This is a genomic window from Kitasatospora dryopteridis, assembly GCF_050749075.1.
Lineage (GTDB): Bacteria > Actinomycetota > Actinomycetes > Streptomycetales > Streptomycetaceae > Kitasatospora.
Genome location: NZ_CP192749.1, coordinates 6,810,131 through 6,822,619, shown reverse-complemented (window position 1 = coordinate 6,822,619; position 12,489 = coordinate 6,810,131). Strand labels below are relative to the sequence as shown.

The following is a 12,489-nucleotide window of genomic DNA, read 5'->3' as shown; positions in this document are numbered from 1 at the left end:
TACGGCTCAGCCGGTACGGGCGAAGTCGCCCCAGACCGCGGCGGGGCCGCCGGGGGCGGTGGCGTCGGCGCGGTAGGCGTCGTCCTTGGCGTCGCGGCCGCCGTCGGCGTGGTTGAACTGGCCGGCGAAGACGTGCTCTCCGGCGGGCAGGCTCCGGCCCGGCCCGAGGGTCCACCGGTAGACCAGGAAGCCGGACTCCTCGCGCACGGTGACGGTGAAGTCGTCGGCGGGGCGGGTCTGCCAGTGGCCGGTGTCCTTGACACCGGCGGTCAGGGCGATGCGCAGCTCCACGGTGAGGGCGGTGAGCGGCTGCCGGGTCTTGAGGGTGACGTTGCTCTGCGTCCAGGAGGGGAGGCTGTGCGGGTCGACGGAGCCGTCGGCCCAGAGCGGTCCGTCCTCGGTGCGGCTGCCGGCCGCGGGGGGTGCCGGGGAGCGGTCGGGGGTGGCGGAGGCTCCGGCGGAGCGGGTCGGGGTGCTGCTGGGCCCCGGCGCGGTCGGTGAGTTGTGGGAGGGCCCGGCGGACGGGGTGGGGTCGGCGGGGGCCGCGCTGCCGGTCGCCCCTCCGGTGGCCGAAGCCGTCGGGGCGGCGGCCGCGGTGGGCGGTGGCTGGGGGGCCGGGGGCTGCACGATCGCGGCGACGGCGAGTCCGCCGGCCGCCATCACACCGGCCGTGGCGAGGGAGGCGAGCAGCACCTTGGGCCAGGAGAGGGCGGTGCTGCGGCGGCGGGTGCCGCCCCGCGCGGGGCCGGCCGCGGCGCGTTCGATCCTGGCCAGCATCCGGGCCCGGTCGGGGCGGTGGGCCTCGGCGGCCTCCCGCAGCAGGCCGCGCAGTTCGTCGTTGATCGGTCCGTCCGTCATCGGTTCCTCCTCCCCAGCAGTCCGTCGGCGGCCCGGGTCCCGAGCTGCCGTTGCAGTTCCGCCGCACCCTTCGCGGTGCGGCGCTCCACCGTACCGACCGCCGTGCCCAGGACCTGCGCGGCCTCCACCGCCGGGAGGTCGAAGGCGTACCGGAGCACCACGCAGACGCGCCGGCGGAAGGGCAGTCGTTGCAGTGCGGCCAGGACGTCCCCGCCGCCCGCCGCCGGTGCGGTGCGCCGCCGCCTCGGGGCTGCGGCGCGGTCGCCGGCCCGGGCCAGGCGGACGACCTCGCCACGGGCCCGGGCGAGCGGGGAGCCGGTGCGCAGCACCTGCTCCCAGTGGCGCCCGAGCCCGGCCAGGGCGTCGGCGGCGAGGTCGTCGGCGGCCTCCGTCCCGCCCGTCAGCAGGTGGGCCAGGCGGGCGAGTTCGGCGTGGTGGCGGTCGAAGAAGGCGTGGAGGTCCGCGGTCGCCTCGTCGGGGATCATGCCTGTGGTGCGCCCTCTCGATGGGCTGTGAGCGTTCCCGGGAAGGGAGGAGGCGGCAGCGTAACAGCCCGACAGCACACCCTTTCGACAGGTCCAGACCCCTGCTACCGACGAGTAGAAGGCGGGGCGGAGCGGGTCAGCCGACCGGGTTCCAGCCGTCGGTGCCGGCCAGGTAGGCGCGGGCGGTGTACGCGGCGGCCTGGACCGCGGTGAGCTGCGGCCGGGAGGCGTTGACGGCCGCGCCGGGGCCGGTGTTGGCGTACTCGGCGAAGCGCGCGGACTTCCAGGAGAAGCCGCCCATGTCCGTCCACGGGGCGGCGGTCTTCACCGCGGCGGGCAGCACGGTGTTGCGGATCACGAGCTGCCCCACGGCGGTCGGGCCGGTCCGCCAGGGGCGGCCCAGGTGGAAGGTGTTCGCCTTGGCGCTGCTGCTGATCGTGCTGTCGGTGACGAGGATGCCGTACTTCTTGGCCGCGTCGGTGCTGGGCGCGGCGAGGTAGCCGTTGTTGCCGCCGGCGGCGGCGCCGCGGTCGCGCAGGGTGATGTTGACCCGGTCGTAGACGGCGGTGGCGTTGCCGAAGACGAAGTCGACGTCGCCCGCGACGAAGGAGTTGCGGAAGTACTGGCGGTACTGGCCGGTGGCGCTGGGCGCCCAGTTCAGCACGGTGTCCTGGTGGCCGATGAAGCGGGAGTTGAGGTACTGCTGCCGGTCGCCGCGGGCGGCGAGGGCGACCGCCTGGGTCGCGGTGATCTCCGGGTGGGCGGAGCGCTCGAAGGTGTTCTGCACGGTGAGGCCGGTGACGGTGGTGTCGTTCGCCGACACGGTGAGGGTGGCACTGCCCTCGGTGCCGTAGGTGCCGCCGCCGGGCCGTGCCGTGCCGGCCGCGTTGTCGTGGCTGAGGACCACGTCCTCGGCGTTGCCGGTGGCGCCCCTGAGGGTCAGGCCCTTCTTGGCGGCCGGGACGTTGACCGTCCCGCGGTAGGTGCCGCGCGCGATCAGCACGGTGTCGCCCGCGGCGGCGGCGTCCACGGCGGCCTGCACGGTGCGGTACGCGGCGGAGCCGTCGGCGGCGACGGCCAGGGTCCGGCCGGTCGTCGCCGGGGCGGTGGCCGTGCCGCCGCTCTCGGTGAGCACGCCGGCGCCGGCCTTCTTCGGCAGTTCGGCGGGCAGCGCGGCGGCGGGCTCGAGGCCGGCGGCGAGGGTGGGCCGCCAGTCGGCGGTCGCCTTGATCTTCTTGGAGTTGGCGGCGTTGTACGCGGCGACCAGGTCCACCGTGCTGCCGTTGACGAGGTTGCCGCTGCCGGCGAACGCGCCGGTGCCGTCGCCGCTGAGCAGTTGGGCGGCCTTCCGGTCCGACGACAGCCGCCAGTGGTTGTTCTGCGCCACGATCTGGGCGCCGGCCCGGGAGTTGACGCTGTAGCCGTGCGCGTAGCCGTTGAGCTTGGTGGTGTCGTAGTAGTTGTCGTACAGGTGGATCTGCCCGACGCGGGCGAGCGGGGCGCGCTGGACGATGCCCTCGAAGACGTTGTGGTGCAGGGTGACTCGCAGCTTGGTGTCCTTGTCGCTGCTGCCGATCAGCATCGTCTTGTCGTGGTTGCTGAACCGATTGTACGAGGCGGTGACCAGGTCGGAGGCGTTGGTGATGTCCAGCGCGCCGTCGTGGACCTGGTACTCGCGGCCGAAGCGGGTCGGGTTGGCCGCGTCGAAGTGCGGGGCGTCGGAGAAGGTGTTGTGGTCGACCCAGACGTGGGTGGCGCCGCGCAGCGAGACGGCGTCGTAGGCGGAGTTCCAGTTGCCGGTGGAGCCGTCGGTCGGGTCCCACTGCGGGAAGCAGTCGCGGACGTCGGTGAGGGCGAGATTGCGGACGATCACGTCGTCGGCGTCCTTGACCACGAGGCTGCCGCCGGTGATGCCCGCGCCGGTGCCAGGCACGCCGACGATGGTGGTGTGCGAGGGCACGGTGATCACGACGCGGGCCGCCTGCCTGGCCTGGGCCGCGCGGCGGGCGTCCTCCTGCCCGCCGGAGGGCAGCTTCGTCCGGCCCCACACCGCGGGGTCGTAGGCCTTGAGGTAGGCCGCGAGCGAATACCCGGTGCCGGCGGCGTAGTTGTCGCAGCCGAGCGGCTTGCCTGCGTCGTCCGTGTTGGCGTCGACGGTGCCCTTGACCCGGATGATCCGGGGCGCCCCGGACGGGCCGGCGGCCAGCGCCTTCACCAGTTCGGCGCGGGTGGAGACGGTGAAGGTGTGCGCGGCGTCCGCGGCCCGGCCGCCGGTGGTGCCGGAGCCCTCCGCCGCCCAGCCGTCCTTGACGGGCAGCACCGCCCGGCCGAGATCGCCGACCGTGGCGGCAGCAGCGCCGGGGGCGGGGGCCGCGGTACCGGTGGCGGCGCCGGCGTGCAGGGCCAGCGGGACGGCGCCCAGGCCGAGCGCGGCCACGGCGCCTCCGGCGGCCAGGGCGAGCCGGCGGCGGCCGGGCGGACGGCGGTGCGGGGAAGCGGACATGCAGGTGCCTCCGGGAGTGAGGGGATGCGTCTGCCCCTCAGTTGCCGCCGCGCCCTGAGGGGTTGCCGCCGATCGGCGCCGGATTCCGCCGGGGCCGCGCGGCAACCTCCCGGCCCGCGGCGGCAACCGACAGGCGACACCACCGGCCGCCGGAGCCCTCACGTCGACCGAAGGCCCTCAGCCATGGCCACCGGACGCCACCGCCACTCCCGCACCCGCACCCGCCTCGGCGCAGCCGCCGTCGCGCTGGCCACCCTCGCCGCGGCCGGCACCTAGGGCTTCGCCGGCAGCGGCTGGAGCTGCACCTGGGACACCCACCGCTCCGGCGACACCGTCGGCTGGGGCACCGCCTGGGCGTGGAGCGGCGGGCCCACCGAGGTCAAGTCGTACGCGAGCACCGTGCTGGGCTGACACTGGGGCTGGCAGAGCAAGCCCGAGCACGAGGTCATGGTCTGGCTGAAGCGCGGCGGCGGCGGCGCAGGGCCGCTGGGCACCAAGCGGCAGACCGTCAGCCTGGAGGGCACCACCTGGGGACCTGTACGTCGGCAACATCGGCTGGAACGTCTACTCCTTCGTCCGCACCTCCGGCACCTCCGGCGCCGACCTCGACCTCAACGCCTTCCTCCAAGCGCTCGTCCGCCGCGGCCTGATGCAGCGCACCGACTGGCTCAGCAGCGTCGAGGCCGGCACCGAGGCCTTCACCGGCCGCGCCCAGCTCGGCACCGAGTCCTACTCCACCACCGTCGGCTGACCGGCAGGAACCGGAGGAGGGACCAATGGACCGGCGACCACGGCCCTGTGGTCCTGGGACGGGGGCGCGCGGCGCAGCAGAGTGGAGGGGTCAGCGTTCGTGCCGGCCGACCGGCCGCAGCGACTTGGAAGGCAGCGCCATGACCCGACCCGTCATCGCCGGTATCGACACCTCGCCGGGCAGCCTGACCGCAGCACACTGGGCGGCCGAGGAGGCGGCCGGACGCGGCACCGAGCTCCTCCTCGTGCACGCCGGTCCGCCGACCGGCCGCGGCAGCCGCGGGGAGCCGGCCGATCTGCAGGCGGCGGCCCGGCAGTTGCTGCGGGACGCCGAGGCGGCGATCGCCGCCGCCCACCCCGATCTGCCGATCCGCGGCGAACTCCTCGACGGCCGGCCCGCCGAGGCGCTGCTCGACGCGGCCGGCGACGCGGAGCTCCTGGTGCTCGGCACCCGCGGACTCGGCGGGTTCCGCGGCCTGCTCGTCGGCTCGGTGAGCCTCGCGGTCGCCGGCCGGACGGACTCCCCGGTCGTCCTCGTCCCGCAGGGCGCGGGACGGCCGGGCGGCGAGCGGCGCGAGGGCGGCGAGGGCGCGGAGGCGGCGGAGATCGTCGTCGGTCTCGACCCGCAGACACCCGCCGACGCGGTGCTCGCCTTCGCCTTCCGGGAGGCCGGCCTGCACGGCGCAAGGCTCCGCGTGGTGCACGGCTGGGACCTGCCGCCGACCTACGGCTACGCGGGCTGGGTGCCGCCCGAGAGCGAACTGCGCGAACTCGGCACCCTGGAGACGGCGCTCGTCCGGGAGGCCGTGCTGCCCTGGCGGGAGAAGCACCCGGAGGTCGAGGTCGCGGAGACCGTCAGGCCCGGCGGCCCGGCCGGCGTGCTGGTCGAGGCCTCGGCGGGCGCGGCCCTGGTCGTCGTCGGACGGCGTACCCGCGCGCACGGCCTGGGTGCACGCCTGGGATCGGTGGCGCACGCCGTCCTTCACCACGCCTCGGCACCGGTCGCGGTGGTACCGCACGCCTGAGCCCACGGCGACCGCGGGAGGGACGGGCACTAGGGACCTTCGGCCCTCCCCCAACGCCTTTCGATCTGATGGGGTGTCACCCGCTCCGTCACCGGCCGGGTTTGCGAGGAACCCGGCCGGTGGCGGACACCCACCCGAGCACCACCGCACAGGAGCCTTCCTTGCCCCTCCCCGTACCGCACGCCGAGGCCGGAATCGCCTCGGTCACCCGCCGACCCGCCGACCGCCGCACCGTGGTCGCCCTGCACGGCGAACTGGACCTCCACACCGTCACCCGCCTGGAGCCCCGGCTGCTGCCCCTGCTGGAGAACAGCAGCGGCGGGCTGGTGCTCGACCTCGCGGCGGTTACCTTCTGCGACAGCGCGGGGGCCGACCTCTTCCGCCGGCTCAACGAACACTGCGCCGCGGACGCGGCGGTCGTGCTGCAGGGGATTCCCCGCCAGCCGTCCCGGGTGATCCGCCTGATGGGCCTCGACCGCTCGCTCCGCTGCGAGTTCGGCCGGACGCCGCCCTCGGCCGCACACCAGAACTGACCGCCCGGGCGGATCACCCACAGGGGCGCGGGGAACTGCGCAATTCGGGAGTGTCACACCGTACGAACCAAGGCCGACCGCTGGTTCGCACGGCGGCCCTCATCCCGATTGCGCAGTTCCCCGCGCCCCCGGTGGTTGCTCCTCAGGCCGGGTCGAGGGGGGCGGACCAGGTCAGGCGGGTGCCGCCGTCCCGGGGGGCGGTGAGGGCGAAGCGGCCGCCCACGCCTGCCGCCCGTTCCTCGAGGTTCCGCAGACCGCTGCGCCGCCCCTGCTCCGGGATGCCCACGCCGTCGTCCTCCACGGTGAGGACGACCTGCCGGCCGGTCGCCTGCAGCACCACCTCGACGCGCCGCGCCTTGGCGTGCCGTGCGGCGTTGCTGAGCGCCTCGCCGAGCACGGCCACCACCTCGTCGGCGAGCCGTATCGGCACGTCCGTGTCCAGCAGGCCCTCCATGCTGAGCCTGGACGCGAAGCCGAGGGCGGGCTGGGCCTCCCCCACCACGGCGACGACGCGCGAGCGCAGGCCCTGCCGGCCCTCCTCCTCGCGGGCCCGCAGGCCGAAGATGGTGGACCGGATGATCTTGATGGTCTCGTCGAGGTCAGCCACGGCGCGCAGCACCCGGTCGGAGGCGCCGGAGTGCTCGATGAAGCGGGCCGCGCTCTGCAGGGTCATCCCGGTGGCGAACAGCCGCTGGATGGCCAGGTCGTGCAGGTCGCGGGCGATCCGGTCGCGGTCCTCGAGCATGGCCAGCTGTTCGGCGTCGCGCCGCCGTTCGGCGAGTTCGAGGGCGAGTGCGGCCTGGTCGGCGAAGCCGGAGAGCGGGCCGATCTCGCGGTCGGTGAAGGCCGGCTCGCCGAAGCTCCGGGCGAGCAGCAGGACGCCCTGGATCTCGCCCGCGTGCCGGCCGAGCGGGACGGCGACGGCCGGGCCGAGGCCGTGGCGGGGGTCCGTGCCGCCGCCCGGCAGGGCGTCCCCGAGGTGGCCGGTGGTGACCGGGGCGCCGTCGGTGTAGGCCCGGCCGGGGAGGGAGCCTTCCAGCGGGAGCAGCTGTCCGAGCCGGTCGGCGGTGTCGCCGCCGAGGGCGAGCTCGAGGCACAGTGCGCTGCCGTCGGCGGTGGGTACGGCCATGTCGGCGGTCCGGGCGCCGGTGATGGCGAGGGCACGCTGGGCGATCAGTTCGACGACGCTGGTGCGGGAGGTGCCGGAGAGCAGGCTGCGGGTGATCTCGGCGCTGACGCTCAGCCAGCGCTGCTGGCGCTGGGCCTCCTCGTAGAGGCGGGCGTTGTCGATGGCGACGCCCGCGGCGACGGCGAGGGTGGAGATGACGGACTCGTCGTCGGCGTCGAAGCCCTCGCCGTTGCGCTTGTCGGTGAGGTAGAGGTTGCCGAAGACCTCGTCGCGGACCCGGACGGGCACGCCGAGGAAGGTCCGCATCACGGGGTGGTGGGCCGGGCAGCCGTGCGAGGCGGGGTGCGCGGCCAGGTCCTCCAGGCGGAGCGCCTCGGGGCGGCGGATGAGTTCGCCGAGGATGCCCTTGCCGGTGGGGTACGGGCCGATCTCGGCGATCTCCTCGTCGGAGAGGCCGACGGTGAGGAACTGGGACAGGGTCTCCCCGTCGGGGCCGATGACGCCAAGCGCGGCGTACTTGGCGTCGACGAGGACGGCGGCGGCCTCGACGATCCGCCGCAGGACATGGGTGAGGTCGAGTTCGCGGCCGACCGAGAGGACGGCCTCCAGGAGGCTGTGCACGCGGTCCCGGGTGCCGCGCGCGGCATCGATGCGGGCCTGCAGCTCCTCCAGCAGCTCGTCGAGCCTCAGCTGCGGAATCCGCGGCCTCATCTCGTCCTCGCTCACCTGGGTCTCCTCACGTCTGCCCGCCGGACGGTCGATTCTCGCAGACCCGGGCGGCCGAGGAGGGCGGTGGGCCGGAGTCGGCGGCGCGGGTTCGGTGTGCCCCGCCGGCGCGGCCCGCCGGCGGTGCCGGGGGGCGGCCCGAGCGGGCGGTGCTCGGTGCAGTCGTCGACCGGCTCGCGGCGAAGCGTTCGCGCGTACCGGCCTTGACGCCGCCGTCACGGGACGGCCTTCGGCCGACGCAGTCGAAGGGTGCGGTCAGCCGACGTGGACGTGCGGGCGGCGCGATCGGTCGGATTCGGCCTCGCGCAGGACCTCGCGGGTGACCGGGGCGACCTCGCCCTGGCCGAACAGGAAGAACCGCAGGAACTGCGCGAAGGGGTTGCCCTCGGTCCACTCGAAGTAGATGTGCGGCAGCTGGCCGGTGGTGTCCCGGACGTGCAGCAGCAGGGCCGCCAGGGCGTTGGGGACGCTGGAGTGCTCCAGGGTGAGCACCCGGTACCGGTCGTGGACCACCTCGCCGTGCACCAGCAGTTCGGCCTCGAAGTCGGACGGGTCGCGGACGGTGACCTCGACGAAGACCAGGTCGTCCTCGGCGGGGAGGGCGTTGTCGGCACGGATCTGGTGGAGCTTGTCGCGGTACTCGGCGAGGTCGCGGGCCTCGGGCTCGTTGGCGATCAGCCGGATCGAGCGGTGGGCGCTGTCCCGTACGAAGCGCTCGGCGAGGGTGTCGAGCACGACGTCGGTGACCCGCAGCTCGAAGGCGCGGGCGAGGCGGGAGGTCAAGGAGATCAGCATGATGGCGGCGATGAAGCAGGCGCCGATCTTCACGCCGTCCGGGCGTTCGGCGATGTTCGCGGCCGTGGTGTAGATGAACACCGCGGCGATCACGGCGAAGCCGATCGTCCAGCCGTGCTGGCGGGCCCGCCGGGCGGCGATGGTCACCGCGACCGCCGCCGAGGTGATGAGCACCAGTACGCCGGTCGCGTAGGCGCCGCCCTGCTTGTCGACGCTCGCGTCGAAGATCCAGGTGACCAGGAACGCCACCGCGGTGAGCACCAGGACGGTCGGGCGGACCGCCCGGGCCCAGTGCGGTGCCATGCCGTAGCGCGGCAGGTAGCGGGGCATCAGGTTGAGCAGGCCCGCCATCGCCGAGGCGCCGGCGAACCACAGGATGGCGATGGTGGAGATGTCGTACACGGTGCCGAAGGCATTGCCCAGGTACTCGTGGGCGAGGTACGCCAGGGCGCGGCCGTTGGCCTGTCCGCCGGGCTCGAAGGCGGGCGCGGGGATCAGCAGGGTGGTGATGAAGCTACTGGTGATCAGGAAGACGCTCATGATCAGGGCGGCGGTGGTCAGCAGCTTCCGGGCGCCGCGGATGCGCCCGGTCGGCTTCTCCTCGGTGTCCTCCGGGTCGCCCTTGATGTGCGGCATGACGGCGACACCGGTCTCGAAGCCGGACAGGCCGAGCGCGAGCTTGGGGAAGGTGATCAGCGACACCCCGATCATCGCGATGACGCTGCCGTGCTCCGCCGTCAGCGCATGCCGCCAGTCGGTGATCAGCTCCGGCGCGGTGAGGACGTGCCACAGTCCGGTGCCGACGACGACCACGTTCAGCCCCAGGTAGACGGCGACCAGCACCACCGCAACGCCGATCGCCTCGCTGAAGCCCTTCAGGAAGACCGCGCCGAGCAGCGCGATCAGCAGCAGCGTGATGACCACCTGGTTGCCGCGCAGCGACTCCGCCAGGTGCGGGTTCTCCACCAGGTGGGCGGTGGCGTCGGCCGCCGACAGCGTGATGGTGATCAGGAAGTCCGTCGCCGCGAAGCCCAGCAGGACGAGGACGAAGAGCTTGCCCTGCCAGAAGCTCAGCAGCCGCTCCAGCATGGCGATCGAGCCCTCGCCGTGCGGGGACTCCTTGGCCACCCTGCGGTAGACCGGGAGCGCCCCGAAGAGGGTGACGGCCACCAGGACGACGGTCGCCACCGGCGACAGCAGGCCGGCCGCCAGGGCGGCGATGCCCGGCTGGTAGCCGAGGGTCGAGAAGTAGTCCAGGCCGGTCAGGCACATCACCCGCCACCAGCGCTGCCCGTGCTCCTTCTTGACCTCCGCGTGCGGGCCGGGGTGCTGCTTGGCGGTCTCGGCCAGGCCCTCGAGCAGCCACGCCCGGAAGCGCTGCCGTCGCGACGGCGCCGCACCCTGACCTGCAGGAGCCGAGGAGACCACCGTTGCACTCCCGTCAGCACGTGGCAGCCGGGCCGGACCGGCGGCGGACCTCGCCAGCGTAGGCGACCCGCGCCCGCACCCCCGGTAGGCCGAGCCGCACACTCACCCGGCCGCCGTCCCGTCACCTGCCCCGGCCGTGACACGCCACAAGTGCCACGAGCGGCGCGACGCCAGCGCCGCCAGAGCGGCACCGGCCGCGTTGAGCAGCACGTCGTCCACCGAGGACACCCGGTCCAGCCACAGGACGTACTGTGCGGTCTCGACCAGGACCGAGCAGCCCGCGGCGAGCGCCAGGACCCGTGGCACCGACGCCAGCGCCGCGAACCGCAGTGGAGCCAGGTACCCCAGTGCCGCGAACACCAGCAGGTTGCCGACGATCTGGACGGTTGCCGTCGCCGGGCTGCCTGCGAGGATCGTGAGCAGGTCCCGCAGTGGCACCGGGCTCACCCGCCTGGGGGCGGTGCCGGCCCCGCCGCCCGGCAACATGATCATCCATATCCACGGCACCGTCCCGTACACGATGCCGACCTCGGCCAGCGACTTGCGCCACGCCCACGCCGGCGCGGCGCCGGTCGCTCTCCGACGGTGCGCCAGCATCCACACCGTCAGCGCGGCCACCGGCAGTGCCGCCACCGTGAGGAGAACCACGCCGCTGATCGTGCCGACCCACTCGTGCCACCCCCCGCCGTGGTGGCGCAGCGGCCGCTGCAGGACGAAGGCGGCGGCCGCTGCGCCCGGGATCGCCAGACCGGCGAGCACGATCCTGCGTGCGCGACGGGCCGGTGCTGACAGTGCTGCGGTGCGGCTCATGGCTCCACTGAAGGCTGAAGAGTGCTGTGACGACTACCCACCGGACGCCGCAACAGGGACACCGGTTCCCGGTGTGGTTCGGGGGGCGGCGGGAGTGTGCCGTACAGGGCCGTACGGCCCTCTTTGCTTCGTCCGAACAGTCCATGATTTCAAGGGAGTTGGCGTTGGTTAGGCTTCACGCATGGAGATCACGAGCCGCACTGAGTACGACAGCTTGCTGGCCCGGCACGACGCGATGCGCCTTCGGCGGCAGATCCTCGCACCGGCCGTGCCGACCCCGGCCCTGCCGCCGGCGGAACGGGCCGGGTACGGCCACGACGCCCGCGCGGACCAGGAGCTGATCCTGCGCCATCTCGACGCGGTCACTCCGTTCGACCTTCTCATCGAGCACCTCTACGACTTCATGTTCCTGCGCAGGCCGTACCTTCGGCGCCTGTTCCCCGAGTCCATGGAGTTCCAGCGCGAGCACCTCGGCCGGATGTTCCGGTACCTGATCGACAACCTGCACCGTCCGGACCACATGTCCGCGGTGCTGCAGCAGTTGGGCAGGGACCACCGGAAGCTCGGTGTCTGGCCGGCGCACTACGACGCGTTCGAGGAGGCCCTGTGCAGCGCACTGCGGAGCCGGGCCGGGCGAGCGTGGAGCGCCGACGCCGAGGGCGCGTGGCTGCGGATGCTGCGGTTCGCGGTCGGTGAGATGGTCGCTGCCGCAGAGTCGGCACTCACCGAACCCCCGTACTGGCTCGGCGTGGTGACCGCCCACCGGCCGTACGGGACCGATGCCGCGATCCTGCAGGTGCGGACGGGTGAGCCCTACCCGTACCGGGCCGGGCAGTACGCCACGGTGGAGTCCGCCCTGCTGCCGCACACCTGGCGGCCGTACTCGATCGCCTGCGCCCCCCGCACGGACAACGTCCTGGAGTTCCACGTACGGCGTTCGGGGGCGGGCGGGGTGAGCGCCGCGCTGGTGGACGGCACCGCGGTCGGTGACACGCTGCGGCTCGGGCCGCCGCGGGGAGCGATGACGGTGGACGTGGACGGTGATCCCCGCGATCTGCTGCTGGTCGCCCACGGCACCGGGCTGGCCCCGATGAAGGCGCTGGTCGAGGACCTGTCGGAGCGGCGGGTGCGGGGACAGCGGGTGCACCTGCTGGTCGGGGCCCGCGACCGCGCCGATCTCTACGGCTGGGACGCCCTGGCGGATCTGGGTGTGCGCCGCCCGTGGCTGGAGCTGGTCCCGGTCCTCGGGCACGAGGCACGGCCCGGCGGTGCCCTGTGTGCGGCTCTGGCGGGCTCCGACTGGTCCGGGCACCTCGCCTTCGTCGGCGGCCCGCCTGCCGTGGTCGAGACGGTGCAGGGTCACCTGCTCGCAGCCGGCGTGCCGGGGGACCGGATCCGCCACGACCCGCTGCCGGCCGCCGGTCGCGGCTGACAGCGGCCCGCCCGG

The 12,489-nt window shown here is 74.1% G+C and carries 9 protein-coding genes and 2 pseudogenes; 4 read left to right on the top strand and 7 right to left on the bottom strand.

Annotated elements, in window-relative coordinates:
- Positions 1 to 6 precede the first annotated feature (6 nt).
- The 4 genes and pseudogenes from ACQ614_RS30845 to ACQ614_RS30830 all read right to left on the bottom strand — a co-directional run.
- Positions 7 to 858: a hypothetical protein gene (locus ACQ614_RS30845; protein ID WP_431682207.1), complete on the bottom strand. Its 852-nt coding sequence runs from the start codon at positions 856 to 858 to the stop codon at positions 7 to 9.
- Complete coding sequence (locus tag ACQ614_RS30840) at positions 855 to 1,343, bottom strand: sigma factor-like helix-turn-helix DNA-binding protein (RefSeq protein ID WP_431682205.1); 489 nt, start codon at positions 1,341 to 1,343, stop codon at positions 855 to 857. The genes ACQ614_RS30845 and ACQ614_RS30840 overlap by 4 nt, the downstream gene beginning before the upstream one ends.
- Before the next feature lie 136 nt (positions 1,344 to 1,479).
- A pseudogene (locus ACQ614_RS30835) lies at positions 1,480 to 2,409 on the bottom strand (pectinesterase family protein); the annotation flags it as partial.
- A gap of 60 nt (positions 2,410 to 2,469) precedes the next feature.
- A pseudogene (locus ACQ614_RS30830) lies at positions 2,470 to 3,846 on the bottom strand (pectate lyase family protein); the annotation flags it as partial.
- Between the two features lie 535 nt (positions 3,847 to 4,381).
- Here ACQ614_RS30830 and ACQ614_RS30825 point away from each other — a divergent pair.
- The 3 genes from ACQ614_RS30825 to ACQ614_RS30815 all read left to right on the top strand — a co-directional run bounded on the left by ACQ614_RS30825 (position 4,382) and on the right by ACQ614_RS30815 (position 6,154).
- The gene (locus tag ACQ614_RS30825; protein WP_431684068.1) at positions 4,382 to 4,597 is read left to right on the top strand and encodes a GH12 family glycosyl hydrolase domain-containing protein; all 216 of its coding nucleotides are present in this window, start codon (positions 4,382 to 4,384) and stop codon (positions 4,595 to 4,597) included.
- Between the two features lie 139 nt (positions 4,598 to 4,736).
- Positions 4,737 to 5,621 (top strand): universal stress protein, encoded by an 885-nt coding sequence (locus ACQ614_RS30820; RefSeq protein WP_431682204.1) that lies wholly within the window; start codon positions 4,737 to 4,739, stop codon positions 5,619 to 5,621.
- A gap of 161 nt (positions 5,622 to 5,782) precedes the next feature.
- Positions 5,783 to 6,154, top strand: a complete 372-nt coding sequence (locus tag ACQ614_RS30815) for an STAS domain-containing protein (protein ID WP_431682203.1) — start codon at positions 5,783 to 5,785, stop codon at positions 6,152 to 6,154.
- 142 nt (positions 6,155 to 6,296) lie between these two features.
- On the opposite strand, the gene ACQ614_RS30810 is transcribed toward ACQ614_RS30815, so the two are convergent.
- The 3 genes from ACQ614_RS30810 to ACQ614_RS30800 all read right to left on the bottom strand — a co-directional run bounded on the left by ACQ614_RS30810 (position 6,297) and on the right by ACQ614_RS30800 (position 11,042).
- Positions 6,297 to 7,994 carry a GAF domain-containing protein gene (locus tag ACQ614_RS30810; protein ID WP_431684067.1) on the bottom strand — a complete coding sequence of 566 codons (1,698 nt, stop codon included), beginning with the start codon at positions 7,992 to 7,994 and terminating at the stop codon, positions 6,297 to 6,299.
- A gap of 270 nt (positions 7,995 to 8,264) precedes the next feature.
- Positions 8,265 to 10,232, bottom strand: a complete 1,968-nt coding sequence (locus ACQ614_RS30805; RefSeq protein WP_431682201.1) for an amino acid transporter — start codon at positions 10,230 to 10,232, stop codon at positions 8,265 to 8,267.
- Positions 10,233 to 10,334: 102 nt separating this feature from the next.
- Positions 10,335 to 11,042, bottom strand: a complete 708-nt coding sequence (locus tag ACQ614_RS30800) for a VanZ family protein (protein ID WP_431682200.1) — start codon at positions 11,040 to 11,042, stop codon at positions 10,335 to 10,337.
- 181 nt (positions 11,043 to 11,223) lie between these two features.
- On the opposite strand from ACQ614_RS30800, the gene ACQ614_RS30795 reads away from it, so the two are divergent.
- Positions 11,224 to 12,474, top strand: a complete 1,251-nt coding sequence (locus tag ACQ614_RS30795) for a globin domain-containing protein (protein WP_431682199.1) — start codon at positions 11,224 to 11,226, stop codon at positions 12,472 to 12,474.
- Positions 12,475 to 12,489 lie beyond the last annotated feature (15 nt).